At 63.8% G+C, this 26,239-nt stretch carries 22 protein-coding genes; 13 read left to right on the top strand and 9 right to left on the bottom strand.

The genetic code is table 11. The annotated features are described in order from the left end of the window. Positions 1-14 precede the first annotated feature (14 nt). Together pyrE and ISP15_RS04895 are read left to right on the top strand one after the other, a co-directional pair. Positions 15-662, top strand: coding sequence for an orotate phosphoribosyltransferase (gene pyrE, locus ISP15_RS04900; protein ID WP_404545692.1), 648 nt, complete (start codon positions 15-17; stop codon positions 660-662). Between the two features lie 97 nt (positions 663-759). Beyond that, positions 760-1,410: a DUF4124 domain-containing protein gene (locus tag ISP15_RS04895; protein ID WP_404545690.1), complete on the top strand. Its 651-nt coding sequence runs from the start codon at positions 760-762 to the stop codon at positions 1,408-1,410. Between the two features lie 67 nt (positions 1,411-1,477). On the opposite strand, the gene ISP15_RS04890 is transcribed toward ISP15_RS04895, so the two are convergent. The 3 genes from ISP15_RS04890 to coaBC are packed head-to-tail and all read right to left on the bottom strand — an operon-like array spanning position 1,478 to position 5,492. Beyond that, the gene (locus ISP15_RS04890; RefSeq protein WP_404545688.1) at positions 1,478-3,814 is read right to left on the bottom strand and encodes a phosphomannomutase/phosphoglucomutase; all 2,337 of its coding nucleotides are present in this window, start codon (positions 3,812-3,814) and stop codon (positions 1,478-1,480) included. A gap of 20 nt (positions 3,815-3,834) precedes the next feature. After that, positions 3,835-4,290, bottom strand: a complete 456-nt coding sequence (gene dut / locus ISP15_RS04885) for a dUTP diphosphatase (protein ID WP_404545686.1) — start codon at positions 4,288-4,290, stop codon at positions 3,835-3,837. Beyond that, positions 4,287-5,492, bottom strand: a complete 1,206-nt coding sequence (gene coaBC, locus ISP15_RS04880; RefSeq protein ID WP_404545684.1) for a bifunctional phosphopantothenoylcysteine decarboxylase/phosphopantothenate--cysteine ligase CoaBC — start codon at positions 5,490-5,492, stop codon at positions 4,287-4,289. Before coaBC ends, dut begins: the two co-directional genes overlap by 4 nt. Positions 5,493-5,591: 99 nt before the next feature. On the opposite strand from coaBC, the gene radC reads away from it, so the two are divergent. The 3 genes from radC to ISP15_RS04865 all read left to right on the top strand — a co-directional run bounded on the left by radC (position 5,592) and on the right by ISP15_RS04865 (position 9,161). Then, positions 5,592-6,263, top strand: coding sequence for a RadC family protein (radC, locus tag ISP15_RS04875; RefSeq protein WP_404545682.1), 672 nt, complete (start codon positions 5,592-5,594; stop codon positions 6,261-6,263). A 493-nt stretch (positions 6,264-6,756) separates the two neighbouring features. After that, positions 6,757-8,448: an arginine--tRNA ligase gene (gene argS / locus ISP15_RS04870; RefSeq protein ID WP_404545680.1), complete on the top strand. Its 1,692-nt coding sequence runs from the start codon at positions 6,757-6,759 to the stop codon at positions 8,446-8,448. Next, positions 8,448-9,161 (top strand): SPOR domain-containing protein, encoded by a 714-nt coding sequence (locus ISP15_RS04865; RefSeq protein ID WP_404545678.1) that lies wholly within the window; start codon positions 8,448-8,450, stop codon positions 9,159-9,161. The genes argS and ISP15_RS04865 overlap by 1 nt, the downstream gene beginning before the upstream one ends. A gap of 68 nt (positions 9,162-9,229) precedes the next feature. Here ISP15_RS04865 and ISP15_RS04860 read toward each other — a convergent pair whose 3' ends face one another. The 4 genes from ISP15_RS04860 to speA all read right to left on the bottom strand — a co-directional run bounded on the left by ISP15_RS04860 (position 9,230) and on the right by speA (position 14,290). After that, entirely contained in the window at positions 9,230-10,096 is an 867-nt protein-coding gene (locus ISP15_RS04860) for an NAD(P)-dependent oxidoreductase (protein ID WP_404545676.1), read from the bottom strand. A gap of 18 nt (positions 10,097-10,114) precedes the next feature. After that, on the bottom strand, positions 10,115-11,311 hold the full coding sequence (locus ISP15_RS04855) for a patatin-like phospholipase family protein (protein WP_404545674.1): 1,197 nt from the start codon (positions 11,309-11,311) through the stop codon (positions 10,115-10,117). A 211-nt stretch (positions 11,312-11,522) separates the two neighbouring features. Further along, a complete protein-coding gene (locus tag ISP15_RS04850; protein WP_404545672.1) occupies positions 11,523-12,308 on the bottom strand; it encodes a 3-hydroxybutyrate dehydrogenase in 786 nt (261 codons plus the stop codon). A gap of 92 nt (positions 12,309-12,400) precedes the next feature. After that, positions 12,401-14,290 (bottom strand): biosynthetic arginine decarboxylase, encoded by a 1,890-nt coding sequence (gene speA, locus ISP15_RS04845; protein ID WP_404545670.1) that lies wholly within the window; start codon positions 14,288-14,290, stop codon positions 12,401-12,403. Positions 14,291-14,570: 280 nt separating this feature from the next. Here speA and speE point away from each other — a divergent pair, with 280 nt between their 5' ends. Further along, on the top strand, positions 14,571-15,422 hold the full coding sequence (gene speE / locus ISP15_RS04840) for a polyamine aminopropyltransferase (protein ID WP_404545668.1): 852 nt from the start codon (positions 14,571-14,573) through the stop codon (positions 15,420-15,422). Between the two features lie 84 nt (positions 15,423-15,506). On the opposite strand, the gene ISP15_RS04835 is transcribed toward speE, so the two are convergent. Beyond that, positions 15,507-15,689: an antitermination protein NusB gene (locus ISP15_RS04835; protein ID WP_404545720.1), complete on the bottom strand. Its 183-nt coding sequence runs from the start codon at positions 15,687-15,689 to the stop codon at positions 15,507-15,509. Between the two features lie 182 nt (positions 15,690-15,871). Between ISP15_RS04835 and ISP15_RS04830 the strand changes: the two genes are divergently transcribed. The 5 genes from ISP15_RS04830 to ISP15_RS04810 all read left to right on the top strand — a co-directional run bounded on the left by ISP15_RS04830 (position 15,872) and on the right by ISP15_RS04810 (position 20,821). Beyond that, positions 15,872-16,897, top strand: a complete 1,026-nt coding sequence (locus ISP15_RS04830) for a hypothetical protein (RefSeq protein ID WP_404545666.1) — start codon at positions 15,872-15,874, stop codon at positions 16,895-16,897. Between the two features lie 120 nt (positions 16,898-17,017). Beyond that, complete coding sequence (locus tag ISP15_RS04825; protein WP_404545664.1) at positions 17,018-17,650, top strand: nucleotide-binding protein; 633 nt, start codon at positions 17,018-17,020, stop codon at positions 17,648-17,650. 15 nt (positions 17,651-17,665) lie between these two features. Beyond that, positions 17,666-18,139, top strand: coding sequence for a SixA phosphatase family protein (locus tag ISP15_RS04820; RefSeq protein WP_404545662.1), 474 nt, complete (start codon positions 17,666-17,668; stop codon positions 18,137-18,139). Next, positions 18,136-18,696 carry a YceI family protein gene (locus tag ISP15_RS04815; protein WP_404545660.1) on the top strand — a complete coding sequence of 187 codons (561 nt, stop codon included), beginning with the start codon at positions 18,136-18,138 and terminating at the stop codon, positions 18,694-18,696. Before ISP15_RS04820 ends, ISP15_RS04815 begins: the two co-directional genes overlap by 4 nt. Before the next feature lie 229 nt (positions 18,697-18,925). Next, positions 18,926-20,821, top strand: coding sequence for a phospholipase D-like domain-containing protein (locus ISP15_RS04810; protein WP_404545659.1), 1,896 nt, complete (start codon positions 18,926-18,928; stop codon positions 20,819-20,821). 240 nt (positions 20,822-21,061) lie between these two features. Here the strand turns inward: ISP15_RS04810 and ISP15_RS04805 are convergent, their stop codons facing one another. Further along, positions 21,062-22,345 carry an acetyl-CoA C-acetyltransferase gene (locus ISP15_RS04805; protein WP_404545657.1) on the bottom strand — a complete coding sequence of 428 codons (1,284 nt, stop codon included), beginning with the start codon at positions 22,343-22,345 and terminating at the stop codon, positions 21,062-21,064. Between the two features lie 125 nt (positions 22,346-22,470). Here ISP15_RS04805 and ISP15_RS04800 point away from each other — a divergent pair, with 125 nt between their 5' ends. Further along, entirely contained in the window at positions 22,471-23,613 is a 1,143-nt protein-coding gene (locus ISP15_RS04800; protein WP_404545655.1) for a hypothetical protein, read from the top strand. A 93-nt stretch (positions 23,614-23,706) separates the two neighbouring features. Next, complete coding sequence (locus tag ISP15_RS04795; protein WP_404545653.1) at positions 23,707-26,190, top strand: sensor domain-containing protein; 2,484 nt, start codon at positions 23,707-23,709, stop codon at positions 26,188-26,190. The last annotated feature ends 49 nt before the right edge of the window (positions 26,191-26,239 follow it).

Genomic DNA, 26,239 nt, shown 5'->3' with positions numbered 1-26,239 from the left:
CGCGAGAATTTTCCGTGCACGATTACCAGCGCGACTTCATTGAACTCACCTTGCAGCGCGAGGTATTGCGCTTTGGCGAATTCACACTCAAGTCCGGCCGCCTGAGTCCGTATTTCTTCAACATGGGACGCATCGACTCGGGGGCATCCCTGGCGCGCCTTGGTCGGGCCTATGCCGCCGCCGTGGTGAATTCAACGTTGCAGGTGGACATGCTTTTCGGCCCCGCCTACAAGGGCATTGCGCTGGCGGCAGCTACGGCCATCGCACTCGCCGACGAGCATGGCCGCGACGTGCCCTGGGCCTATAACCGCAAGGAAGCCAAGGACCACGGCGAAGGCGGCGTACTGGTAGGTGCCCCGCTGAAAGGACGGGTACTGATTGTCGACGACGTAATGACGGCAGGTACTGCCGTGCGCGAATCCCTGGCCTTGATCCGGGCACAAGGGGCCATGCCCGCCGGGGTGCTGATCGCGCTGGACCGGCAGGAACGCGGCCAGGGCGAGCTTTCCGCCGCGCAGGAAGTTCAGCGCGACTATGGCATCCCTGTCGTCGCCATCACGGGATTCAGCGATGTGCTGGCTTATGCCGGGGAACACCCGGACCTGGCGGCCGATCATCAGCGCATGCTCGACTACCGCGCGCGCTACGGGGTACGCGATTGATGCCGTAGCAAGGGCAGCCGTGACTTCAATCACGTTGATGCGCGCTGCCGGCCCGGCCTGACAAAACTCGCGGCTATACTGCGGCAAGGAGGGGATCATGCGTCGATTTGTTTTTGTCACGTCTGTCACGGTGCTGTCGCTCGCCTTTGCCTGGCAGGCGAGCGCGCAAAGCAGTAACGGTGTCCGTTACCGCTGGGTCGATGCCAGCGGTCTGTCGCATTTCAGCGACAGCCTGACCAACGACGCGGTGAAATACGGTTACGACGTCATCAACAATGATGGCTTGGTGGTGGCCCATGTCGGACGGCAGCTGTCCCCGGCCGAGCGCGCCGTGGCCCAGAAGCAGGCGGCGGAACAGGCAGCCCGCCAACGCCTTCTCGACGAACGCAAGCGCAACGATATCCAGCTGCTGAATACCTATCCCGATGAAAACGCGCTCAAGGCCGAGCAACAGCAGGTACTGGACAACCTCGACCAGCAGATGAACACCACGCGCGTGAACCTGCATAGCCAGGATGCCGCGCTGACCGACCTGCTCAATCGCGCCGCCGACGATGAACGCGCCAAGCAACCCGTGCCGAAGTTTCTTACTGACCAGATCGCCACGCAGCGCAACGTGGTCGCCAACGAACGTTCGCTGCTGGCGCGCCAGCAGGCGAACCGGGATGCGGTAACACAGCAGCAGGCACAGGACCTGCAGCATTACCGTGAACTGAAGGCGGCACAGAAAACGGACCGTGGCTACTAGGGCGGGCTGCTTGCGTTCCCTGCCTCGCGAGGCAGGGAACGCCGTCCACGCCTTACCTGTCGCCTGATCAAAACGGCAACTTCAGCGAAGGATCTACCGCCAGCAACTGCGCGCGGAACGTTTCCTGGATCCGCCGCAATGCCTGCGCGTTATCCGCGTCGAAGCGCAGCACCAGGATCGGCGTCGTGTTGGAGGGGCGCACCAAACCCCAGCCGTCCGGCCAATCGGCGCGCACGCCGTCGATGGTGACCAGGGTGGCGTTACCGAAGTCCGCCCGCTCGCGGAATGTCTCGATAAAGCGGTAGTGCTCGCCCTCGGCCATTTCCACCTTGAGCTCCGGCGTGGAAACGCCCTTCGGGCAGGTAGCGAAGATCTCTTCCGGCGTCCGCCCTTCGATATCGCCGGCAAGGATCTCGAGCAGGCGCGCGCCAGCGTAGATGCCATCGTCGAAGCCGTACCAGCGCTCCTTGAAGAAAAAGTGGCCGCTCATTTCGCCGGCCAGTTCCGCCCCGGTCTCGCGCATTTTCGCCTTGATCAGCGAATGTCCGGTGCGCCACATCAGCGGACTGCCGCCGGCATCCAGAATCTGTCCTTTCAGGTGCCCGGTACATTTGACGTCGTAAATGATGGTGGCCCCGGGCTGGCGCGACAGCACGTCGCGCGCGAACAGCATCAAGGTGCGATCGGGAAAGATGATTTCGCCGCTGCGCGTTACCACGCCAAGGCGGTCGCCATCGCCATCGAAGGCCAGTCCCAGATCCGCACCGGTCTGCTTTACCGACAGGATCAGGTCTTGCAGATTGTGCGGATCGGACGGATCGGGATGGTGATTGGGAAAATGGCCGTCGACTTCGCAATACAGAGGAATCACTTCGCAGCCGATGCCCTCCAGCACCTGGGGCGCAACGGCGCCGGGGATGCCGTTCCCGCAATCAACCACCAGCTTGAGGCGGCGCTCGGTCTGCACGTCGGAGGTAATGCGCTCGATGTAATCGGGCACGACATCGATATGACGCAGACTGCCCTTGCCATCGCTATCGAGCGCGTTGGTGGCGATGCGCTGGTATAGATCCTGGATCGCGCCTTCGGAAAGCGTCTCGCCACCCACCACGATCTTGAAGCCGTTGTAATCGGGCGGATTGTGGCTGCCAGTCACGGCTACGCCGCAGCCGGTGTTGAACCGGTACGCGGCGTAATAGACCACTGGCGTGGGCACTGCGCCGATATCGATCACGTCGATACCGGCCGCACGCAAGCCGTCGGACAGCGCACCGGCCAATTCGGGACCGGATAGACGCCCGTCGCGCCCTACCACGATTTCATGCAGGCCCTTCTCGCGCATCACCGTGCCGATCGACTGCCCGAGCAGCTTCGCCACGTCCGCAGTCAGGCTCGTACCGACCACCCCGCGCACATCGTAAGCACGGAAAATCGCGGGATCCACATCGGTCTTGGCCGGCGCAGGCGCGAGCTTGGCAACGGGCCGAACCACCGGCTCGGCGGTTTCGGGCTGGGACTTGGGCTGGCTTTCCTTCATATCCAAACTTTCTTCCTCGACTGGAACAGTGCTGCGCACCGATGCGCGCGTAAACAACCAAAATAGAGCGGAGCCGCCAGCCAGGCACACCAACGTCAGCAGCGCCGCCCATGGCCAGGATTGCGGCAGCACGATATAAGCCCCTGGCAATACCGCCACGATATTGAAATGGCTGCCCGGAACCGGCTTGCCGACCGGCTCGGCATCCACGGACGATGCGCTGCCGTGCGCCAGCAATGGAAGGTTTTCGCCATGGTCGGTGCTTTGCTGCAACTGCAGTCTGCCTGCGCTCACCGGAAGGTCGTTGAAGCGCTGTGCAATCGGCGCGAACGGCAACTCGATCCAGGCCCACGCCAACGGTTTCTGCGCTGGACCAAGCGGCTCGACCAGCGTCATGCGGCGATCACCCAGGCCCCTGAGCTTGGCCTCGACTGGCGGCGGGCCTTCGACATCGGGCGCGGCCATCAATTGCGCGGCTTTGGCATAGCCGAACTCGCGATAGTTGGCGTGCAGCACTTCATCCAGCCCGGCGCTGTACAACTCCACATCGAGTGCCTGCGGCAGCCGCTGCTTCAACGCTGCCAGCACTTGCGCCGAACTGGCGGGCAGACCGCTGACATCGACGCCGGCAATGGCCTTGTCGATCTCGCTCCGCTCCTTGGCGATTTCCTCGCCCAGTGCCTGCACAGCCTCACCCTGCGCAGCATGGATCTGTTCGATGGCGCTGCCCTGCCCGGCGATCAACCAGGTCTGCCATGCGCAGAAAGCTGCCAGTGCCAGCAGCAACGTGCCGCCAGCCAGCATCAGCAATCGCCACCATTGGTCTTGCAATCCCGGCAAACGCGCTCGTGCGCCGTTCATCGCCATGCCACGCTCCCCACGCGGTTCTAATGTTTTCCGGTCGATCCGAATCCGCCCTCGCCCCGTTCCGATGGCACGAATTCGTCAACGATCCGCAGCCGCGCCTGCCCGACCGGCACCAGCAACAGCTGCGCAATGCGCTCGCCAACGCCAATCGTGTATGGCTGCGAGCCACGGTTCCAGCAAGAGATCATCAGGGGCCCCTGGTAATCGGCATCGATAACGCCGACCAGGTTGCCCATCACCAACCCATGTTTGTGGCCCAGCCCGGAACGCGGCACGATCAATGCGCACCAGCCCGGATCGCCAATATGGATCGCCATGCCGCTGGGCACCAGCGCGCTTTCGCCGGGCGACAAGGTAAGCGGTCCCGGCAACGCGGCGCGCAGGTCCATGCCGGCGCTGCCCACGGTGGCGGCTTGCGGTAAGGGGATGCTGTCGCCCAGGCGCGGGTCGAGGATCTTCAGTTCGACATCGATCATCCGCGCACCGCCCGGTAGCGGTCGGCAATGCGCTCGATCAGCTGGCGTGCCAGCAGCGCCTTGTCGGCGCGCGGCAACTCGGCCGAGCCGTCGGCCCAATACAGCGTGATCGCGTTGTCGGCGGTCTCGAAGCCGAGGCCCTCGCCCACCTGGTTGGCGGCAATCATGTCCAGTCCCTTGCGTTGCAGTTTGTCACGCGCATAGCGCTCTACATCTTGTGTTTCGGCCGCGAAGCCAACCAGGAAGGGATGCGCGCGCTGCGCCGAAAGATGGGCCAGGATGTCCGGGTTTTCGGTCAGCTGCAGGGCCAGCGCTGCGCCATCGTGCTTCTTCAGTTTTTGCGGCGCCACGCTATTGGGCCGGTAATCGCCAACCGCCGCCGCGCCGATGTAGATATCAGCATCCGCTGTCGCTGCGGTCACCGCCGCATGCATCTGCGCGGCACTGCGGACATCCACGCGCCTGGCGATGCCCTGCGGCGTCGCCAAACTGACCGGCCCGGCTACCAGCGTCACCTGCGCGCCAGCCTGCGCAGCCGCTTCGGCGACGGCAAAACCCATGCGGCCCGAACTGCGGTTGCCGATGAAGCGAACCGGATCGATATCCTCGTAGGTTGGCCCGGCGCTGACGACGACTTTCCTGCCTTGCAGTACCTGGTCGCCGAACGAAGCGACGATCGCCGCGCGCAGCTCATGCGGCTCCAGCATGCGGCCCGAACCGACCTCGCCACAGGCCTGGTCGCCAGCAGCCGGCCCCAGGATATGCACGCCGCGCGCGCGCAGGGTCGCGAGGTTGGCCTGCGTCGCCGCATGCGCCCACATCTGCTGATTCATGGCCGGCGCCAGATACACCGGCGAGGCAGTCGCCAGGCACAGCGTGGTGAGCAGGTCGTTGGCATGTCCCTGGGCAAGCCGTGCCATCAGATCGGCACTGGCCGGAGCGATCAGTACCCGTTCGGCCCAGCGCGCCAACTCGATGTGCCCCATCGCCGCCTCGGCGGATTCGTCCCACAGGCTCACGCGGACCGGTTCGCCGGACAGCGCCTGGAAGGTGGTCGGCGTAACGAAGCGGGTTGCATTCTCGGTCATCACCACGCGCACATGCGCGCCGAGTTCGCGCAGACGGCGAACCAGTTCGCAGGATTTGTAGGCGGCGATGCCACCCGACACTCCCAGCAATAGGCGACGTTGGGCAAGGGTCATGATGTAAGCAGGGTCTGACGCACAGGTAGACGGCTAGCTTACCGGATTCATGTATGGGTACTGCTGCCCCGATCGCATCTCACCATCGATGCTGTGCGCATGAGTATTCGAGATTGGCCGGAAGGCGAACGACCCCGGGAAAAGCTGCTGGCACGCGGCGCCGCCGCGCTCTCGGATGCGGAATTGCTGGCGGTGCTGCTCGGCAGCGGCGTGCGTGGCAAGGATGCCATCGCCCTGGGCCGTGAATTGCTATTGCAGGCAGGCGGTCTCGGTGCCCTGCTCGGTCGCCAGGAGGGGGATATCCATGCCTCTGGCCTTGGGCCGGCTAAGCGGGCACGCATCATGGCCGCGTTGGAACTGGCGCGGCGAAGCCTTGCCGAGCGCTTGGCCGATCGGCCTTCGCTGGGCAACCCCCGCGACAGCGGCGATTACCTCAACGCCCGGCTGCGCCATCTGCCTTACGAGGTGTTCGCCTGCCTGTACCTGGACAATCGCCATCGCGTGCTGGCCTTCGAGGAACTGTTTCGCGGCACGGTCGACGGTGCCAGCGTCCATCCGCGCGAGGTCGTCCGGGCCTGCATCAAGCACAACGCGGTCGCGGTGATCTTTGCCCACAACCATCCCAGCGGCATGGCCGAACCGAGTGTCTCCGACCAGGTAATCACCCGCGAACTCGGGCAGGCACTGCGATTGGTCGGCGTGCGAGTGCTCGACCATCTGATCATCGGTCACGCCGAGCCGGTGTCCATGGCCGCCCGAGGGTTGCTTTAGCCGCAAAAAAAAACGGCGCGAACGGGAGGGTTCGCGCCGGGAGCCGCATGAGGGGAGGGTATTAGGGATGCGGCAGCCCCGTATCGTTCCGACGGGGGAGACATCGGTGATACCGTTTCATTGTCGCGATGGGTCATGACTGGCGTATGACATGCAGTAGTTCATGGAATCCGAATCGCTCATGGCAAGACTTATGCACATGACAGCCATTAGGCCACTTACCGGCATATCGCTCAGAATCACATCAACATCACATTCTAACTCTTTGTTTTTAAGTAAATATCTGCGCAACAAATAAGCATCGGCCTGGCTCTCGGCCATTCACCCTCGCATCACTTTCACTTTCCCCACAGACTTATCCACAGCCCTGACCCCGCAGGACGCCACCGGCAACGCCCAGCGCGCGGACGCGACGGACGAAACGATCATCGAAGAGGCCGGCGACAAACGGTCTGTTAGGATGCGCGGTTCCATCAAGATCCGATTCTCTCCTGTGAAAGAAGCGCTACGCGAACTGGTCCTTCAGGCCATCCGGACCCTTCGGGACAACGATGTCCTGCCCATCGACATGGAATCACCGAATTTTGTGATCGAACGCGCGCGCAGCCGCGAACATGGCGACTTCGCCACCAATATCGCCATGTTGCTAGCCAAGCCGGCCCGTGCCAGACCGCGCGAACTGGCTGACAAATTGGTCGCCGCCCTGCCCGCCAACGCCTTGATCGACAGGGTGGAGATCGCCGGACCGGGGTTCGTCAATTTTTTCCTCGCGCCAGGGGCTTATCACGCCGAGGTCCGCCGCATTCTCGCCAATGGCCACGCCTATGGCCGCAACGAAAGCGGCGCAGGCAGGACCGTGGGCGTGGAGTTCGTGTCCGCCAATCCGACCGGCCCACTGCACGTTGGCCACGGCCGCAATGCCGTGCTCGGCGATTGCCTGGCCCGGCTGTTCGAAGCAACCGGCTGGCAGGTAAAGCGCGAGTTCTATTACAACGACGCCGGCGTGCAGATCCAGAATCTGGCGATTTCCGTGCAGGCGCGCGCGCGCGGCCTGTCTCCCGGCGATTCCGGCTGGCCGGAAGAAGGCTATCGCGGCGATTACATCGCGGACGTGGCCAAGGCCTATCTCGCCGGCGAGTCGGTGTCCGCCGACGGCGGTAGCGTGACCGGCGCGAAAAATCCCGACGATCTCGACGCGATCCGCCGCTTCGCCGTCGCCGCGTTGCGGCATGAGCAGGATCTGGACCTGAAAGCCTTCGGTGTCGATTTCGACGTGTATTTCCTGGAGTCCTCGCTCTACACCGACGGCAAGGTGGATGAAACCGTGCAGGAGTTGCTCGCCCACGGCCATACGTATGAAGACGGCGGCGCGCTATGGCTGCGCACCACCGATTTCGGTGACGACAAGGACCGCGTGATGCGCAAGTCCGACGGCACCTACACCTATTTCGTGCCGGACGTGGCTTATCACCTGAGCAAGTGGCAGCGCGGCTACGAAAACGCCGTGGTCGTATTGGGCGCCGATCACCACGGCACCCTGGCCCGCGTGAAAGCCGGCCTGCAGGCGCTGGACGCCGGTATCCCGAAAGATTGGCCGCATTACGTGCTGTACCAGATGATCACGGTCATGCGCGGCGGCGAAGAAGTAAAAATCTCCAAGCGCGCCGGTAGCTACTTCACCTTGCGCGATCTCATCGACGAAGCCGGCCGCGACGCCACCCGCTACTTCCTGATCGCGCGCCGTTCCGATTCGCAGCTGGTGTTCGATATCGATCTGGCCCGTTCGCAGAGCAACGACAACCCGGTGTACTACATCCAGTACGCCCATGCGCGCGTCTGCCGGGTGCTGGAGGAGCTCGCCGAGCGCGGCCTACCAACGGTCGATACGCAGGCTGGCGCAGTACAGCTGGCACGGCTCGATAGCGAGCACGAGCAGATCCTGCTCACCGAACTGTCGCGTTATCCGGAAGTAGTCGAAGCCGCTGCCGGCAATCTGGAACCGCACCTGATCGCGCAATACCTGCGCGAGCTCGCCGGCGCGCTCCACAGCTACTATCACGAACACAAATGGATCGTGGACGACGCCGAGCTGCGCAACGCACGCATCACGTTGGCCGTCGCCACGCGCAAGGTCATTCGGAATGGTTTGGATTTGCTGGGACTCAGTGCCCCGGAGAAGATGTAATGGCAACACGCAAGGGCAAAGGCCGGCAGGCCGTGCGCAATAAAAGCGGCGGATTTCCAGCCTGGGCGGGAATCCTCCTCGGCATCCTGATTGGCGGGCTGGTAGTGGTCGTGCTGATGCGGCATTCACTGGTGCCGATGGCCGCCAAAGGCCCGCAGCCCAATCCGGAAGCGACGGCGCAGCCAGGCAGCGATGAAGGCCTGACGCCCGCCGGCGGTACGACGGCGCCGAAAAAACCGCAATACGATTTCTATTCAGTATTGTCGGAAAAAGAAGTGCGCATTCCCGATTCGGAAATCAGCGCACAAGCCAAGGCCGAGCAGCAGCAACTTGCCGCGCAACAGCAACAGCAGGCGCAGACGGCGGCGCCGGCATCGCCGCCGTTGCCGACCAATGCGCCGGCCGCGGTAACGCAGAACATCACCGCCGCACCGCCTTCGGCCGTGGCAGCGCCCCAATCCTCGGCCAAGGCCGGTTCTAGCGGCTATTTGCTACAGGTCGGCGCCTTCCCGAGTGCCGCCGATGCAGAAACACTGAAGGCCAAACTCGCCTTGCAGGGTTTCGTCGCCAACGTGCAATCCGTGAATGTCGGCGGCCAGACCTACCATCGCGTGCGATTGGGACCGTTCCATTCGGCCACCGATCTGGAATCGGCCAAGCAGCGGCTGTCCGCGGCAGGCATATCGGCGATCGCATTGAAGGCGGGTTCCTGAGCGAGGGCTGCCAAAAACGAGGGATACGACAAGGGCGCCGAAGGCGCCCTTGTCGTATCGACCATGGTTCAGGAAGGTCGGCGCTTGAGGCGGATCAGACCCGAAATATCGTCATCGCCATGCCCTTGCCGCATCAGCTCGGCGTAATCGGCCAGCGAGCGCTCGATTACTTCGCGGGAGGTGCCGGCGTGCTCGGCAATGCCACGCACGATGCCAAGATCCTTGTGCAGCAGGGCAAGCTTGAAGCCGACGTTGAACTCGTTCTTCAACATGGTGGCACCCCGTTTCTCCAGGAACCAGTTGCCAGCCGCACCGGCACCCAAGGTCGGGATCAGGCGTTCCGGATCGAGGCCTAACGCCTCGCCCAGCGCCAGCCCTTCGCACACAGCCTGGGCAATCCCGGCGACCAGCACCTGGTTCACTGCCTTGGTCGCCTGCCCCGCGCCCACGTCGCCCAGATGCGTGATACGCAAGGCGTAGGCCTCCAACACCGGACGGGCACGTTCGAGTACGGTCGCGTCACCGCCGACCATGATCGAGAGCTTGCCGTTCTTGGCCCCTTCCACGCCACCGGACACCGGCGCGTCCAGGAAATGGGCGCCCACCTTGGCCAGGCGCGCAGAAGCTTGCTTGGCGGTGTCAGGTGCAACGGTGGAATGATCGATCACGATCGCGCCTGGCTTCATATGTGGCGCCAGCGACTCGACCGTGTCGAGCACGTCGGCATCCGCCGTTACGCACAAGGCGATGACATCGCATGGCGCGGCGAGCTCGGCGAGCGTCGCCGGAGCGACGATCCCCCATTCCCGCGCCAATGCTTCGGCCTTGGCATGCGTGCGGTTGGCCACGGCCTGCAACAAGCCATGCCGTTGCAGATGGCCCGCCATGGGTTTGCCCATGGCGCCGAGGCCGATGAATGCCACCTTGAGGGTCATGCGTTTTCCTTCGAAATATCAATCATGGTCGGGGCCGCGATGCACATCGTGCGTCACGAACGGGTTTTCAGGATCCGGCGGGGCCAGCCAATGCGGCTGCGCCAGCGTATGCCGCATGTCGGCCAGGCCGCTTTGCCAGTGTTCGCGCATCGTGGTGGCACTGAACTCATAGTCCTTGTAATGCCCTTCATAAGGCTTGTCACGATAAATGAGATGGATGAGATTGGTCAGCGCACCGTTGGCATAGCGTTGCGCGCGACGGAAGGCCGGATCGCCGCGCTTACCCTCTGGCACCAATTGCATCAGGTCGTGCAGCAACTGCTGTTGTTCCCGGCTCTGATGCATGTATTCGGTAACCAGGCGCGTGCGGCTGGAATACTGGATGTCCTTCGCGCGTTCGGCCACGCTGCCCAGGTCACGCGGCAAGGCGCCGCATGCACTCCATAGATCGACCTGGAAAATCAGCGCATCCCGATGCGGGCGTTCCGTCAACACCCGGTACAGGGGCGTATTGGAGACCATGCCACCGTCCCAGTAATACTCGCCATCGATCTCCACGGCGGGAAAGCCCGGCGGTAACGCGCCGGATGCCATGAAATGTTCCGGACGCAGGGTTTCCTTGCGATTGTCGAAATACGCAAAATTGCCGGTACGCACGTTCACCGCACCGATCGATACGCGCAATGTGCGGGCATCGTTGATGCGATCGAAATCCGCCAGACGCTCCAGCGTCGCGCGCAAGGGTGCCGTGTCGTACCAGCTGACCGTGGCCGGCGTGCCGTGCCACGGCAGCAACGGCGGCGGCAGGCGGGTCCGGAAGAAGCCGGATTGGCCTTCCGTCAAGGCGCGCCAGGCGGCGAGCGTATTGATGCCATCGCGGAATAGCTGCGGCAGGTTCAGACCTTCCGGCCAGGGCAGCGCGGGGCGGTCCGGCCATAACGCCGACTTGCAGATCGTCTCCCAGAACTCCGTCAATCGTTCGACCCGATGCTCGGGCGCGTTGCCGGCAATGATGGCCGCGTTCAAGGCGCCGATGGAAATGCCGGCAATCCAATCCGGATGCAGGCCCGCTTCGGCAAGCGACTCGTAGACGCCCGCCTGGTAAGCGCCCAGCGCGCCGCCGCCCTGGAGCACCAGCGCAGTGATGTTGTACGCATCCTGCGCGGGATGGCGCTGCCTGCGCGGCAACGACGATGGCGTTTTGTGCGCGGCCATGAATCGGCTCCTAAGCGTGCTTCGCGTCGCTGGCGATGTTCATTCGCAGGTCTTTTTCATAAGGAGAGCGCAAGCAACGAGGGCGAGCAGCGAAAAAGCCAAAAAGCGGCCGCTGGCATCGCCGATGATTCCGACGCCCGATCTGCCGAACGCAATGCGAATCCATGCCGATCCACCGGCCGCTCGCCGGCGATGGCAAGACAGCACCGCTTCATTGCATATACCAACCGTGACTGACCACTATGCTCTGGCCCGTCAACGCAGCACTCGGGAATGCGGCCAGGAACAACGCCGTCTGCGCGATATCGTCGACGGTGGTGAACACGCCGTCCACCGTGTCTTTCAACATGACATTCTTGATTACGTCCGCTTCGCTGATGCCCAGTTCGCTGGCCTGCTCGGGAATCTGCTTTTCCACCAGCGGCGTCCGCACGAAGCCGGGACAGATCACGTGCGAGCGCACATTGTGGGGTGCGCCTTCCTTCGCCAGCGTGCGTGCCAGGCCGAGCAACCCGTGTTTCGCGGTGACGTAGGCGGATTTCAGCCTGGACGCCTCATGCGAATGCACCGAGCCCATGTAGATGACCGTGCCGCCCCGGTTGTCCTTGTACATGTGCTTGAGCGCGGCCTTGGTGGTAAGGAAGCCGCCGTCGAGATGGATCGCCAGCATTTTCTTCCAGTCCGCGAACGCGAACTGATCGATCGGATTGATGATCTGCACGCCCGCGTTAGAGATCAGGACGTCCAGGCTGCCAAAAGTCGCGACCGTCTTGTCGGTACCGGCATTCACCGCCTCTTCGTTGGTGACGTCCATGGCAATGCCGATGGCTTTACCGCCAGCCGCCTGGATCTCCCCCGCCGCCGCATCCGCCGCCTGCTGGTTGATATCGGCAATGGCGACTGCCGCGCCATGTTTCGCGTAAAGCTCGGCGATAGCCTTGCCCAAGCCGCTTGCCGCACCCGTGATCAATGCAACCTTGCCAGCGAGACTTGCCATGTGTCACTCCTTCGAATCGGTAAAGAATATGCAGTGCGGACATCGCAATCGACGAATGCTTCGTATCCATCGAAACATTCCGTACCGGATCGCTAACGCACGTCCTCGGAAAGATAGGTATATCCCGTCAAACCTTCATTCAACATGACAAACAGCGTTTCGGCCTGCTCGCCCTGCACCCCGGCGGCAGCGATGCGCTCACGGTAACTGCGGCGCAACGCTTCCAGGTCGTAGCCCACGTAGTCCAGCATCAGGTCGGTGGTATCGCCGCGGCGCTTGTGCGCAAAGACGTAGTGATCGCCGTCCACGCGCACGTTTACCGCGTCGGTATCGCCGAACAGGTTATGGATATCGCCCAACGTTTCCTGGTACGCGCCAACCATGAAAATGCCGAGCCGATAGGGCTCGCCGTCCTTCAAGGCGTGCAGTGGAAGGCTGACGTCCACGCCGTCGGCATCGACATAGTGATCGATCCGGCCATCCGAATCGCAGGTGAGATCGACCAGCACGCCGCGTCGCGCGGGCTGTTCGTTCAAGCGCGCAATCGGCGCGATCGGAAAGATCTGATCGATCGCCCACACATCCGGCACCGATTCGAAGACCGAGAAATTGACGAAGTACTTGTCGACCAGTTTTTCGTCGAGCTCGTCCAACGCCTGGCGATGCGCGCGCTCGGCCGGAAGCAAGCGGGCGCGTACCGCGTTGACGACCGCGTAATACATGTCGTCCAGGCGCGCGCGATCGGCTAGCGACAGCTGGCCATGCGCATACAGGATTTGGCCTTCCTGCAAGTGATGCTGCGCTTCGTGGAAGAGTTCGAGCGGCGGCCGGCGATCCAGTTCCTGGTGCACTTCACGCAAATGGCGCAGCACGGCGGGCTCGTCGTCGTCGGCAGGCGGCATGCTGCCGGCCGGTACCGTCTCCACTTCGCTGACGTTGACCACCATCACCGCGTGGTGCGCGGTCATCGCGCGCCCGGCCTCGGTAAGGATGTGCGGCGCCTGCAGGCCTTCCATCGCGACGGCCTCGGCCAGCGACTGCACGATGGTCGCCGCGTATTGCTCCAGCGAATAATTGATCGAATTGTGGCTGCGCGAACGCGATCCTTCGTAATCCACGCCCAGGCCGCCGCCGACGTCGACGATTTCCAGCGGCACGTCCATGCGCCTGAGCTCGACGAAGTAACGTGTCGCCTCGCGCATGCCGTTGGCAATGTCGCGCACGTTGGAGATCTGCGAGCCCATGTGGAAGTGCTGCAACTTTAGCGTGTGCTTGAGGCCGGCCTGGTCCAGGCGCGACACGAGGGTCAGCACCTGCGCGGGCGAAAGGCCGAACTTGCCCTTGTCGCCACCGGTGTTCTGCCATTTGCCGGCACCGATCGAAGCCAGCCGCACGCGCACGCCGAGCAGCGGCTCGACCTCCAGCTTCCTGGCTTCGGCGACGACATGCTCCAGCTCGGAAAGCTTTTCGATCACGATATGGATGTGCAAGCCAAGCTTGCGCCCGATCAAGGCCAGCCGGATGTATTCACGATCCTTGTAGCCGTTGCAGATAACGATCGAGCCGGGCCGCGCCATCGCCAGCACCGCCATCAGTTCCGGCTTGGAACCGGCCTCCAGGCCGAAACCGCGCTCGCCCGCCGCCACCAGTTCCGCGACCACGCCGCGCTGCTGGTTTACCTTGATCGGATAGACAGCCGTATAGCCGCCCGCGTAATGCCATTCCCCGATCGCCTTGGCGAACGCACCCTGCAGGCGCGCGAGGCGATCGGCGAGAATATCCGGGAAGCGCACCAGCAACGGCAGGCGCAGGCCTTCGGCGCGTGCGCGCTCGACAATGTCTGGCAGGGAAAAAGCTGGCCCCTTCGGTCCTTGCGGGCGCATCGCGATATCGCCCGCGTCATTGACATCGACGTAGCCGTCGCTCCAATAGGGCACGGCATAGGCATGCCGGGCGGTGTCGGTGTTCCAGGCATTCGCCATGTGACGTATCTCCTTTTCCAGGCCGGTCGACCTTGGGGATGACATCGTCGCAGCGGCGAGCCTTGACGAACGTGCTCACAGGAGCGGCAAAGCCCACCGGCCGGAAGCCTCGCACGCCGCGGGGCCGGAAGGGCTTGGCGGACCGCCGCCATGAGCGACGGCCCGGATGCGTATTGTAATGGCGCGGCGCGACAATTCGAGGTCAGTCGCGCCGGGACGCGGGCGGCGGTTACCGCTACAATTGCGCTCCTTTAACCATGCTCCTCAGGATTTTCCGGTCATGTCGCAGCCCAGCTGGTTCACCGAAGCACACCAGGCTTCCGGTTCCTCCATCGGTTATCGCGTGGAGAAGCCGCTTCATGCCGAAAAAACCCCGTTCCAGACCATCGAGATCTACCAGACCACCGATTGGGGCAACCTCATGGTGATCGATGGCTGCGTGATGCTCACCAGCCGCGACAACTTCCTCTACCACGAGATGATGACCCATCCGGCGCTGTTTACCCATGCGCGGGCCAAGCGCGTGGTGATCATCGGTGGCGGCGACTGCGGCACGCTGCGCGAAGTGCTCAAGCACGAGGAAGTCGAGCATGCGGTGCAGGTGGAGATCGATGAGCGCGTCACGCGCCTGGCCGAACAGTATTTCCCCGAGCTGTGCGAATCGAACAACGACCCACGCGCCGAATTGCTGTTCATCGATGGCATCAAGTACATGGCGGACGCCGAGCCCGAATCGCTGGACCTGATCATCGTCGATTCGACCGATCCGGTGGGCCCGGCCGAGGGCCTTTTCAATGCGGCCTTCTATGCCAGCTGCCACAAGGCGCTGCGTCACGGCGGCATTCTGGTGCAGCAGAGCGAATCGCCGCTGGCGCACCTGGAGCTGATCAAGTCGATGCGTGCCGCGATGCGCACGTCCGGCTTCAATGCGGTAAAGACGCTGCCGTTTCCGCAACCGTGCTATCCCACCGGCTGGTGGAGCTGCACCATGGCACGCAAGGGCGGCGACCTGGCCGGTTTCCGCGAACGCGGCGCACTGAGCAAGAACTTCACCACGCGCTACTACAACGCCGATGTGCACAAAGGCGCGCTGGCGCTGCCGGAATTCGTGCGCGAAGCATTGGGCGAATAACTACCGGATCATCGTCCCTGCGTGAAGCGTAAAGGCCAACCATCGCGCCTGGGCTTCATGCTTCACGATTCCTCATTGCCGGCTTCAAAACAGCCGGCTGCGCACCTTCGGCAATACCACCAGCACCAGCGTGGCAAGCGGACCGAACGGTAGCGACAACAAGAACCACCACAAGCCATTGCGGTTCTTGCCTTGCGCCAGACCGGCATTAATCAAGGCCAGCGTGCCCCATCCCACGAACCATGGGGCCTGGCTTTCGGCCAGCATCGAGAACGACTCCACAGCTGTCTCCTACATCACGCAATGGCAGGCACCCATGCTAACAAGAGCTCGCATGGCTTGCGCGCGTGTAGGCGCATGGAGCGAAAACGCTGATGCTGCTGTTCAGAACAACCTCAATCCAGCCCGGTTATGCTGGCGGCTTTATCAATATGAATTGGAGCACTCCGATGCGTGGATGGCGCACTTTTGCCCTCGCCCTGGCCTGCACACTTGGTGCCACGGCAACCGTGGCGGCGCGTCCGCAGGCGGCAGCTCCCGGCGCCGCGAATACCCAGCAGGCGCGCGCCAAGGCACTGCTCGCCTTCCAGGGCGACCTGGTCAGCGTGCTTTCGCCCAGTGCCGATGCCGATCGCCTGTTCGCTGCGGCACTGTTGGCCCGCCCGCTGCCGAACCAGGCCAAATTCAATAATTTCCATGCCTTGATCGAACGTGCCGCGCACGCCAGCAACGCCGGGCCAGCGATCAGCTGGGCGCGCCTGGCCGATTGCGATGCCAAAGCCCACGCCTGTCCAAACGACAACGCCTTGGCGCAGTTGGTGCAGCAGGCGCCGGACAACGCCGCGGTCTGGCTGGTGAAGCTGAGCCAGGATGCAAACACCCTGAAGAAGGACGATGCCCGCCAGGATCTGGCCAAGGCCGCTTCCGCCCAGCTGTATGACGATTACAGCGGCATTGCGCTCAAGGCGCTGGCCGGCACCGTCAGCATGCTGCCGCCGCCGAACGCCACCATCGATCCGAATTCGGCCGCGGGTGCCAATGGCGTGCAAATGCTGATCGTGTTCGCCACCGCGGCGGCAATGCCGCAGCCAGCCTTGCGCGACACCGCCACCTACTGCGAGCAGCAGGCCGCCCGGGACGCAACGGTAAAGGATGATTGCCTGAAACTGGGCAAGATCCTGGAGTGGGGGTCCAGTCCCCTGGCCCGTTCGCTAGGCTTGCACTTGCGCGAAGCGCTCGGCGCCGATCCGGCGCAGCAACAGGACGCCCAGGACGCCCGCCGCAATCTGGTCTGGCAGGTACAGAACTTCGCCGAATTGTCGGTGCGCGCGCAGAACGACAAGGCCCAATCGCAACACCTGCTGGCACTGGCTCGTAACGGCGGTACCCAGATGAGCCTGATGCTCGCCGCCCTGCACGATGCAGGCCTGCCCACCGATGCGCCGGCAGGCTGGGAGCCAAGGAAAGCGGATTGACGCAGGAATGGGAATCGTCAACGAGGAACAGTGCAGGAAAACCCTGCTACCTTTTTGCCCATTCCCTATTCCCGATCCAAAAGCTACCCTTGGTCCACCTCACGCCATTAGGGGTAACCGATGCTTAGGGTGCTGGTAGCAAGCAGCAAGGGCGGTTGCGGCAAGAGCACGCTGGTAACCCAGCTGGCCTCGCATTGGGCGCAGGACAACAAGCGCACGGCGATCATCGATGGCGATCCGCAAGGCTCCAGCTACCGCTGGGCCACGCTCCGGCCGGATAACGTCCCCGGCGTGCTGGCGCTGGAAGGCGGCCGCAAGGCGCTCGACAAGTTGCCCCAGGACACCGAGCGCGTGCTGATCGACACCGCCGCCGGCTCGCAGCAAAAAGAACTCGAACCGTACCTGGAACACGCCGACGTCGTGCTCGTGCCGGCGCTGCCCTCGTCCTTCGACCTGCATGCCACGCTCCAATTCCTGGACCACCTGCGCGGCATCAGCCGGATCAAGCGTGGCAAATTGCCAGTGGCGCTGGTAGGCAATCGGCTCAAGCCATGGACGCACGCCAGCCAGGAAGCGATCGCGCAACTGGCCGAGGAAGCGCCTTTCCCAGTCGTGGCACAATTGCGCGACACCCAAGCCTACGTGCTGCTTACCTCGCTGGGCAAAGGCATCTTCGACTACGGATCCGAACAGGTGCGCGGCCATCAGCAGGACTGGACGCCACTGCTGCGCTGGATCAAGCGCCAGCATTAAGGAGAATCCTTGCATATGCACGAACTGATCCTGCTGCGACACGCCGAAGCCCAACCCGCGCCTCCGGGCGGCGAAGACGCCGTGCGAAGGCTCAGCGGACGCGGCGAACAGGAAGCGCGCGACGCCGGCGCCTGGCTCAAGGCGCATGGCAAGCGACCCGACCGTGTGCTCTGCTCGCCCTCGGAGCGCACCTGCGCCACCGCCAATCTGGCGCTTTCTTCGCTGGATAGAGCGCCAGCGATGCAAACCGCGGCAGAAATCTACAACGCCACACCCGGCGAATTGCTGGCTTTGCTCGACCAGCACGGCGACGCCAACACCCTGCTGCTGGTTGGCCACAACCCGGGCATCGAACGCCTGGTGGCCCTGCTGGTGGAAGGACGCTCGGACGAATTTCGCGGCATGCCGCCGGCGGGCCTGGCGGTACTGCACCTGGATGGAGCGCTCGAACCGGGCAATGCACGGCTGGATGCGTTCTGGTCGCCGTGAGGCGAATTGCGCCATGCCTGCTCCTGCTGCCTGCCCTAGCTGTCGCCAGCCAGACCGAGTACCGCATCGATCCAGCCAACTCCCAGGCCACCTTCCGCGTGCGCCTGCTTTGGCTGGACAGTGTCAACGGCCATTTCAACCAGGTAGACGGCGACGTCAAGTCCGGTCCGCACCCGGATAGCTGGGTGGTCGATGCCACGATCGCCGTGAACAGCATCGCGATGTCGTCCTCGCGCATGCGCCAATGGGTGATGACGCCGGCGTTCTTCGATGCCGAACACCATCCCGTCATCCATTTCGTGTCCGACCCGATCGCCCATGGCGAACTGGACCACAGCGGCACGCTGAGCGGTTATCTCACCCTGCGCGGCGTGACTGCACCCGTGCACTTCGCCATGTGGCCGGTGCATTGCGAGCGCTTGGCGCTGGAGCCATGCCAGATCGTGCTGCATGGCCACGTGCACCGTAGCGTCTTCGGCATGGTGAGCGATCGCCTGGCTCTGTCCGACAACGTCGATCTGAACCTGCGCATCACGCTGCAACGCGAAATTCGCTGAGCGCCCGTTATGATGGCGGCGGCCGGTGTGCATCGCGGTCTCGCCTGCATCCGCCGGCACGAATACCGCAAACCACGCTGCACGGTGCCGTGGCAGACGCTGGCCCCAGGAACGAGGAAGCATGCCGATACATCAGCGACTGAAGTCTCAGGCAGAGGTGCTGGCGCAGGCAGCTTTCCGGTTTGCCATCGGGCGACCCTCGACCGGCCGCTGACCCGGATTGCCCTGCATGCGCCTGCATTACAGCGTTCTCCTCGCACTGCTGGCGGCAGCCCTGCTGCAAGGCTGCACGCTGACGCATACGCAGATCAGGCATGCCGATGCCGTCGTCGCGGCCAGCGTCGATCGCCAAGGCACCTGCAACCGGCCCGATCATTGCGCCACACCCTCGCCCTTGCTCGATGCCGCCACCAGGGCGCTGGCTGATTCGACCCCGGACCGGCCCGAACACGTCGTGACCCTGCTCGACGACAGCGAGGCCGCGCTGGTCGCGCGCATCAACCTCATTCGCGCCGCCCGCCAATCGATCGACGTGCAAACCTATATCTGGGACGAGGACGACACCGGCCAGCTGATGCTCAACGAGCTGATCGCCGCGGCACGGCGCGGCGTCGACGTGCGCATCCTTGCCGACCAGCTGTTCTCGTTCCAGGACCCCACGTTGCTCGAACGCCTGGCGAGGACCAGCCCCAACCTTCGCGTCCGTCTCTACAACCCCACTTTCCAGAATTCCCGCACACCACCGCTGGAATTCGCCGCAGGCATCCTTTGCTGCTTCCTCAAGTTCAACCAGCGCATGCACAACAAACTGCTGCTGGTGGACGACAGCATCGGCATCACCGGCGGGCGCAATTACCAAGACCGCTATTTCAATTGGGACAACGATTTCGACTACGTCGACCGCGACGTGATGGTCGGCGGCCCGGCCGCGCGCGAAATGGCCGCCAGCTTCAATCTGTTCTGGCGGCACAAGCGCTCGGTGCCGCTGACCCACCTGCGCGACGTGAACCGGTTGATCCGGCGCGATCCCACTCCGCCACCGTGGCCCGCGCCGCATTATGCCTATCCGGCCCGCGTCGCCAGCGCCCAAGCCGAAGCGGAAGACCCGGACTGGCTTGCCCAGCACGTTTCCGATACCAGCCTGCTCACCGGCAAAGTGGAGTATTTCAGCGACCGGCCGGCCAAGACCGAGCAACCGAGCCGGCGCGAGGCGCAAGAATTCACCGCGCACCTGATGCGCCTGGTCAACAACGCCAAGCACGAAGTGATACTGCAGACGCCCTATCTGGTGATGAGCCGGCGCGCGGAAAAGATTTTCGAGCAACTGCATCACGAGACGCCACCGCCGCGGATCATCGTTTCCACTAACTCGCTGGCATCCACCGATGCCTTCGCGGTCTACGCGCTGTCGTACAAGCATCGCAAGAATTACCTCACGCAATACGGCTTCGACATCTTCGAAATGAAGCCGCACGCCGCGTTCGCCAACGACGCCTACATGCAAGCCGATGTCGATGACGAGGAAGACGAAGCGGACGCCTCGATCGTTCCCGACGCCAAAGGTACCCGCCGCAAGCGCTTCCCCGGCACCGAACGCCGGCCCGGGCTGTTCGGCAGCAATGGCCGTCGCAATCGGCCCGCCCCCCTGCTCAGTGCTGGGCGACGATTCGGCCTGCACGCCAAGTCATTGGTGGTCGACGATAGCCTGGCGATGGTCGGCACGCATAACTTCGATCCGCGCTCGGACCACTACAACACCGAGGCTGGCGTGATCGTCTACGACGCCCGTTTTGCCGCGCAGGTGCGCGCGTCGATCATGCAGGCCACCGAACCGCAAAACGCCTGGGTCATCGCGCCGCGCAAGCCAACCATTCCGGTGCTCGGGCCGCTCAGCCAAATGATCGGCGATCTTTCGGCCAGGCTGCCCTTGTTCGACATCTGGCCGTTTCGCTATGCCACCAGCTACGAGATCAAGCCCGACTGCACGCCGATGTTGCCGGGCAACCCCGATTTCACCCGCTGCTATCAGCCGGTGGGCGACTTCCCCGACGTGGCGATCTCGCCGAAATCGATCTACACCCGCCTGATCACCGCCTTTGGCGCCGGCGTGAAAGGCGTGCTCTAGGGATGCTCTGATATCAATGCTACGCAGGCGGCATGATGACCAGAAGGCTCGTCGTCTCGACAGACGGCCAGTCTGCCTTCCTCGCTCCTCAAAGCCGGGTACATCCATGCACCCTCCCCGCGTGCGCCGACGAACCTATGGTCTGCGAACAGACAGAGCTGGTGACGCCTGCGTAGCATTGATCAGAGCATCCCTGGGGTGCGGCGGTAGCGCTGAACCAAGGTGATCGCGCTAACGCATTTACCGTTCGACGATGGCCGTGACACCCATGCCACCGGCGGTACAGATGGAAATCAAGCCGCGGCCCGCGCCTTTGTGTTCCAGCAATTTCGCCAGCGTGGCGATGATGCGCGCACCGGTAGCGGCGAACGGATGGCCTACCGCCAGGCTGGAGCCGTGCACATTGAGCCGGGCCGGGTCGATGCTGCCCAGCGGCACATCGCGGCCGAGCCGCTGCTTGCAGTACTCCGGCGATTCCCATGCGCGCAGCGTACACAAGACCTGCGCCGCGAAGGCTTCGTGAATTTCGTAGAAGTCGAAATCCTGCAAAGCGAGGCCATGGCGCGCCAGCATGCGCGGCACCGCCACCGTCGGCGCCATCAACAAACCCTCGCCGTGCACGAAATCGACGGCCGATACCTCGGCATCGCGCAAATAAGCCTGGATCTTCAAGCCGCGCTTCGCCGCCCATGCCTCATTCGCCAGCAGCACCGCCGCGGCGCCATCGGACAGGCCGGTGGAATTGCCCGCGGTGAGCGTGCCCAGGCCGGAGGTCTTGTCGAACGCCGGCTTGAGCGAAGCCAGCTTTTCCATGGTGGTCTCGGGGCGCAGGAAGCCGTCGCGCTTGAGGCCGCGAAACGGCACCACCAGATCGTCGAAAAATCCCGTGTCATACGCGGCGGCCAGCTTATGGTGGCTGTGCAGCGCCAGCCGATCCTGCTCTTCGCGCCCGATATGCCATTCGCGGGCCATTTTTTCGCAGTGATCGCCCATCGACATGCCGGTGCGCGGTTCGGCCACGCCCGGAAAGGAAGGTTTCAACTCGCTCAAGGAAAAACCGCGCACGGCGGTCTTCAGCTTTTCCATCGGCGTCTTGGCGCGATTCACTGCCAGCAAACGCTTGCGCAGGCGCTGGCTGTAAACGATCGGCACGTCGCTGGTGGTATCCGAGCCGCCGGCAATGCCAGCCTCGATCTGCCCCGTGGCGATCTTGTTGGCGATGATGATGGCATTGTCCAGCGAGGTACCGCAGGCACGGGCGGTGGTGATGCCCGGCGTGGTCGGGGCCAGGCCGGAACTGAGCAGCGCCTCGCGCGCGAGGTTCCATTCGGAGGAGTGCCTGATCACCGCCCCCATCGCCACTTCGCCCAGCTCCACGCCGTGCAGCCCGAAACGCTCGACCAGCGCACCGAGCACCTTCACCGACATGCCGAAGTTGCCCACGTCCGCATACGCAGTGTTATTGCGGCAGAACGGGATGCGCACGCCGCCGATGACTCCGACGCGCTGCTGCGTGTTTTCCATAGCCTCACTGTCCAGATACGACCGATCAGGCAAGGCTAACCCGCTCGGTGCCGGCTTGAAAGCCCGAATTGGCCGTCAATCAGCGAATGTTAGACTTGCCGCCCTACCCGAGTTGGAATCACCGCGTGGAAGCCGGCCCGCTGCAAGCCCTGCCCATTGTCCTGGCACTGGAACTCTCCCCCGGCGGGTCCCCATTGCGACTGAGCCTTGAGCGTGACGAAGCCGCCGAACTGGCCGCACTGATCGCGCAGGACCTGCATGCGCTGGTGCCCCAGGTGGCGCAGGCCAGGCTGGCTCTGGCGGGCGCATTGTTCGATGCGGTCGAACTGCTGCGCCCGGGCTTTCCGGTATGGGCCACCCTGGACGAACTGGCGCGCCGCGTTCCGCGCGGACAGCTCGAAAACGTCGTAGCCTTCGGCAGCCACGCAAACCGCATGCCGGCCCAGCCGCTGGAACCCGATCCCACCTATGCCGATGGCCCGATGCGCCTGCTGCCGCTGAGCGTGCTGGCACCCGACAGCATCGCCGATGAATTGGCCGGACAACTGGAAGTGGAGCTGGTCGGTCGCGGCGAAGCCGGCGCACACACCGCGGACTGGCTGATGCGCACGCTCGGCATTCGCCTTGAACACGCCCGTTACCTCAGCCGCAACGACCTGCTCGCCCTTACCTGCGTGCAATACGAGAACGTCAACCTCGCACCGCTTTGGCAACTGCTGGAAGCGGCCTTGCTCACGCCCTATCGCGAGGAAACCGCGCTCAGCGCACGCGGATTGGCCTTGCGCTATACCGCAGGCGCGGTCTGGATCCAGTCGCCGGCGCAATGGCTGGCCGCGCAGACCGGCGATGCCGCCGAGCGCGGCCATGCCTTCGCGGGCGCCATGTTCGAGTTGCGCCAGTACGCCGCCCTGCTGCACGCGCATGGGCTAGCGCTTGTGCTTGACGCCACTGCCGGCATCGACCCCGCGCATGGAGACGGCTGGCTCGCCGAAACGGTGGCGGTCGCCGATGCCACTTATGAAGCGCCCACCCTGTTTGCGCATGAAGCGGCCGGCCTGGGCATCGTTGCGGTCACGGTGGCGCAGCGCGGCCACGCCGGCCGCGCACGTGTGCTGGCGCATGCCTATCCCCTGCGGCCGGCCGCGCTCGGCCCGCTGATCGCGGCGTTTTCCAACCGTTTCGGCGCCTCTTCCGACTTGCATGCATTGGGCCGGATCGTGCTGGACGAAAGCGGCTCCCTGAGCGCCCCGGCTACCGCCCTGCATTGATCCGGTCGGTTTTAGCCGGTCGCGCGGCCGGCATGATGCAATTCCGGTGCCGTCCGGCGCATGATGTACCCACACTGTTCGAACCGGAACCGCATGACGCAGGTGACGCACCCCATCGAAGGCGCTCCGCAGTCCCTCACGGGAGCGGACTTGCTTACGCATGTCGTGCAGCGGGTGCCAGCATTGATCACGTTCATCGACCCAGACGAGCGCTTCGTCTTCGCCAATGAAGCCCACCGCAACTGGTTCGACGTCGACCCGGGCACCATGACGGGCCGGCTGGTCAGCGAAGTGCTGGATCCGGAAAGCTACCTGCGCGTGCGCGCCGCGCTGCTGCAGGCACTGGGCGGGCAAGCATCCAGCTACGAAGGCGAACTTTTCAGCCAGCCCGAGCACCGTTATGTACACGGCAGCTTCACGCCGGATCACGACGAGCACGGCACGCTGCGCGGCGTGCTGACCGTCTTTACCGACATCACCGAACGGCACGCCCTGGAAGAGCAGCTGCGCGAAAGCGAACAGCGCTTTTCGCAAGCGTTCCAGCACGCAGCAGTCGGCATGGCGCTGGTGCTTCCGAACGGCCGCTACCAGCGCGTCAATGCCGCATTGTGCGAGATGCTCGGCTTCAGCGAAGCACAGATGCGCACCATGAACTGGCGCGATGTGACCCATCCGGACGACATCGCGCTGAACGAGGCGCTGTCCGCGCAGATCAGCCATGGCAAGCGTGAGGCCTTCCAGACCGAAAAGCGCTACCTCCATCGCGACGGCCATGTCGTGTACGTGCAACTGAGCGTGTCCCAGGTGCGCAGCGACGCCGGCCAGCTGAACTACCTGGTCAGCCAGGTGCAGGACATCACCAAGCGCAAGCATTACGAAGAAGCACTGTTCCGCGAGCGCCAGCTGGCCGAGGTAACCCTCAATTCGATCGGCGATGCGGTGATCACGACCGATGTCGCACTCAACATTACCTCGCTCAATCCGATCGCCGAGGCCATGACCGGCTGGGGCAATGCCGACGCGAAAGGCTGTCCGCTGGACGACGTGTTCCGCATCCGCGATATCAATAACCGGCAGCCGCTGGACAATCCGTTGCGCCAGGCGATGCGGCGCAATGCGATGGTCGACTTCAGCGGCCGCGCCATCCTGCTCCACCGCAACGGCTTCGAAACGCCAATCGAAAATTCCGCCGCACTGATCCACGATCACGCCGGCAACGTCACCGGCGGCGTGCTGGTGTGCCACGACATCAGCGAGAACCGCACGCTGGCGCTGAAGATGATCCAGCTGGCGCAGCACGACACGCTCACTGGCTTGCCCAACCGCAGCTTGCTGTACGCGCGCATCGAGCAGGCCACGGCGATGGCCATCCAGCGCCACCGCCAATGCGCACTGCTGTATCTGGACCTGGACCACTTCCGGCGCATCAACGACACGCTTGGCCATGGCGTGGGCGACCAGGTACTGCAGGCAGTGGCCCAGCAGATCCGTGGCGCGCTGCGCGAAAGCGAAGACTTGGCCTTTCGCTACAACGGCGATGAATTCGTGGTGCTGCTTCCCCGTGTCGACGATGCCGACGATGCCGCCGGCTTTGCGCAGAAACTGCTGGATGCCTGCACGCAAACGCACGTGTCGCACCTGCCGCCGCTCGACATCCGCGCCAGCATCGGCATCAGCCTGTTTCCGCGTGACGCGACCGAGCCGGATGCCCTGGTACGCAGCGCCGACGCGGCGATGTATGAAGTGAAAACCCAGGGCCGCCACGGCTACCGTTTCTACGCGCCAGAAATGAGCCAGCGCTCCGCCGCCAGCCAGCGGATCGAGAACGTGCTCAGGCATGCCTTGGCGCATAACGAACTTTCACTGCAATACCAGCCGAAGGTCGATGCGCGACTGGGCCATATCGTCGGCGCAGAGGCACTGCTGCGGCTGCAAGTGGACGGACAGGACCTGTTCGCACCGGACCAGTTCATTCCAGTGGCCGAAGATACGGGTCTTATCGTCTCGATCGGCACCTGGGCCCTGCGCGAGGCCTGCCTGCAGGGGCGTGCGTGGCAGCGCGAAGGACGCCCGATTCCCCTGTCGGTCAACGTCTCACCGCTGCAGTTCCAATATGCCGGCTTCTACGAACGCCTTGATGGCATCCTCAACGAAACCGGCCTCGATCCCAGCCTGCTCGAACTCGAATTGACCGAACGCACCATGATGACCGGCGGCGATGGCAGCATCCGCTTGCTGCGGCGCATCCGCCAGCGCGGCGTGCGTCTCTCGCTCGACGATTTCGGCACCGGCTACAGCAGCCTTTCCTACCTCAAGCATTTTCCGGTCGATGCGCTGAAGATCGATCGCGCCTTCGTTCGCGACGTGACGCAGGATGCCGAAACCGCTGCGATTACCGGCGCGATCATCGCCATGGCGCGCAGTCTCAACAAGGAGGTGATCGCCGAAGGCGTGGAGACCGAAGCGCAAAGTCGTTTCCTGCGCGAAGCCGGCTGCTCGCAAATGCAGGGTTTCCTGTTCGGCGCGCCCATGCCTGCCGACGTATTCCAGCAGCGGCTTGCCGGACAGGCTGCCTGATCGCTATGCGCTTCCTCGCCCGGAAAAAGCGCGCAAGCTTCGCCCGCGC

The sequence above is a fragment of the Dyella jejuensis genome (genome assembly GCF_044904675.1).
In the GTDB taxonomy this organism is placed as follows: Bacteria; Pseudomonadota; Gammaproteobacteria; order Xanthomonadales; family Rhodanobacteraceae; genus Dyella_B; species Dyella_B jejuensis.
Note: the sequence above shows the minus strand (reverse complement) of the source record. Positions and strands in the feature narration are given on the sequence as shown.